Consider the following 2,617-nt stretch of genomic DNA (forward strand, 5'->3'; position numbering starts at 1 on the left):
CGACGAGATCGGCAATGCCGTCCTGCACGGGCTGTCCAACGCCACCGCGGAGGGCGTCAACAGGTTGATCAAACTCGTCTACCGGCTGGCCTTCGGCCTGACCAACGTGACCAACCAGCAACGCCGAGCCCGCTACGCCGCCTCCCGCCGCACCCGCCCAACCTGGCTACGCACCGTGACACCAAGCCAGCCACATCCCGCAACCGCCTGATCACGGCCTCTAATCAAATGCGAAGAGCCCCCAAAGCTACTCGAAATGGCGCTGCTAGCGGGCAGTACGGAGTCGACTGGGGGCGCTGTTCTATGCCTTCAGGCCAGAACGGGCTGGCCGGAAACAGATTTCAGTCAGAATGGCAAAATCAGCGTATTGTTGAGTTCGACTACTTCCGCGTCCAGGTCGATGGACCGGACCACGGCCTTGGCGCACGCTGCTACCAATAGGTGTCGCCCAGTAACGGCGCCCGGAGCTTGACGTAGCAGAGGCGGGCGCGGTTGGGTCAGTCGAACACCATATTTCCTACCCAGCCGCGCCCGCAGAAAGGACTCATTATTATGGAGAATTCCTACGAAAAATATGACTGGGTCGTAGATTGTGGTGCAGACGACAACGGCTACTACCTCTTCGTGAAGTCCCATTCCATAGAAAGCGTCCTAGAAGCGTATCGAGTCGCACCCGAAGCGCTGACAGAACGGGTGATATCAGAGATTCTTCCAGTTGACCCGGACTCGGCGGTATGCCACGTAGCGGTGATGCCAACCATGTCCACCGACTGGGTCGCGATCAGCGAGCACGGCACTCGATTCCCAAGCTATGAGCTTCTAGAGCCCATATCCAGGAACGCCATGGCAATCCAATGTGGATTTCCATGGGGGACACCAAGAATCAAAGTGGCCTCCAACGGCCGATTGATACGTGACATTGACGCGGATCACTACAGTGCCGACGATGCCCTCCCTGAAGAAGTAGATCTTCCATTCAAAGATGCAGGGCCCCAAGCGTCCCTTATGTTCATAGAACGCATCACCGGCATCGAGATGACACCTCAATGGATGCTCGGGCCATTCCGCGCAGCAATCGCGCGACTCGAAATGCCGCTCCAGTAATCTCTTTCGCCCGCCGCCGCTGCTGTCCGCCACCCCTCGCAGGGCCGCGGCAAGTTTGCTGACGCGTAGGTGGTGGTCAGGCCTGGGGTTTGCGGTGAGGCTGTGTAGCGGGAGGCCGGTGCGCGGCCGGCGGTCTCATGGGCGTGGGCACCACACCTGAAGATCACGGAGGTTCCTACACCATCATGATCGACCCGAGGTGCCGTGCCCGCCGTACCAGTATCACCGCCTGTTCCTGTTCTCGATCAGCTGGCTGTCGCCGCCGTGGATGGTCATTACGGTCCGTCCTCGTTGTCGGGTCTGTTGGGTCTTCGGCTGGGTGCCTGGTCCGCAGAGGCCCGGAGGACGGCAGCACAGCCTGGCCGTGGTGTTGACTCTGGCAACGTGCGCGGTCGTCGCCAGCGCGCGGTCATTCACCGCGAGCGGTGAATGGGCCGCGGATGCCAGCCTGACGGTCACCGGTTCGCTCAGGATCGTCCGGGTGCCTACGGAGTCGACGTTCCGCCGGTCTTCGCAGCTCTCGACGCTGACGCGTTGGACACGGCGTTGGGAGCGTGGGCCGCCGCGGTGACCAGCCCGGACACCGGGATGGCGGGTCGCGGTCGACGACAAGACCCTGTGCGGCTCCCGCACCGCTGACAGCCTCTTTTTCCCCAATTGAATCTGTACGTCAATAGTTCGCGCAGACACAAACAGATAGTGAACCCTGAATCTTTATATTCGTCGGCGCGTCGCGCGCACCGCATAGACCGCATAGACGGACAGGAAGAAACGATCCACCGTGGAACCATCACCCAGCGCCATCAGAACCCATGGATCGCCGGAATCACAGTCTCGCCACAGACTGCCAGGCCATACTGGCACTGCGCCATCGTCAGCTCAGCACAGCGCATTTCGCCGGAGTTCGACGGCTAGCAAGAAGACCGCTTGCCAGATGACAGAAACCCATCCCGGCAGACAACTGATAACTATGCCTCCTACGCTCGCGCACCACCTGTGAACAGGCAGTTCAGCATTGCGCACTAGCCTCAATTGCTTCTAAGCACTGGGTCGCAGGTTCGATCCCTGCCGGGCGCACCAGCCAAATCGCCCCCGCCGATCTTGCCGGCAGGGGCGATTTGTAGCAACGGGTGCAGCAACGGCGCCTCAGGACCGGGAACAGATCCCGGAACGGCAGCATCTCCTTCTGCGGGTCCTGCCCAGGGCCCCGGCAAAGTTGTCGCTTAGCAAGCAAGCTTCGTGATCGTCTGTAGGGGGCGTTCGGGGCGGCGGGCGTGATAGCGGATTCCCGCGGCGATGTTCGTAGTACCGGCCAGGCGCAGGATTGCGATCGCGAGGTTGCGGAGGNTGGCCATGACCTNGGGCGCGTTACCGGTCCGCACCTGACCGAGGTCCTCACCGAAAGTGACGTCGCGGACCCAGTGCAGCCGGTTCTCCACGTGCCAGTGCTCCCGGGCGAACGCGGCGAGCTCGGCCGGCCTCGCCTGATGGGTCGGCAGACTCGTGACCAGGT

3 protein-coding genes and 2 pseudogenes are annotated in these 2,617 nt (G+C 61.7%); 3 read left to right on the plus strand and 2 right to left on the minus strand.

Annotated elements, in window-relative coordinates:
• The 3 genes from UG55_RS26660 to UG55_RS28070 all read left to right on the plus strand — a co-directional run.
• Positions 1-211, plus strand: a 211-nt coding sequence (locus UG55_RS26660; protein WP_199865287.1) for a transposase, incomplete at its 5' end; no start/stop codon positions are given.
• A gap of 341 nt (positions 212-552) precedes the next feature.
• Entirely contained in the window at positions 553-1,104 is a 552-nt protein-coding gene (locus tag UG55_RS29000; RefSeq protein ID WP_128423215.1) for a hypothetical protein, read from the plus strand.
• Positions 1,105-1,372: 268 nt separating this feature from the next.
• A complete protein-coding gene (locus UG55_RS28070) occupies positions 1,373-1,675 on the plus strand; it encodes a transposase family protein (RefSeq protein WP_242425168.1) in 303 nt (100 codons plus the stop codon).
• 652 nt (positions 1,676-2,327) lie between these two features.
• On the opposite strand, the pseudogene UG55_RS48425 reads toward UG55_RS28070, so the two are convergent.
• Positions 2,328-2,451 (minus strand): annotated as a pseudogene (locus tag UG55_RS48425) (ISAs1 family transposase); the annotation flags it as partial.
• Positions 2,452-2,465: 14 nt separating this feature from the next.
• Positions 2,466-2,617 (minus strand): annotated as a pseudogene (locus UG55_RS44925) (ISAs1 family transposase); the annotation flags it as partial.

Origin of the sequence: Frankia sp. EI5c (assembly GCF_001636565.1) — a bacterium.
Lineage (GTDB): Bacteria > Actinomycetota > Actinomycetes > Frankiales > Frankiaceae > Parafrankia.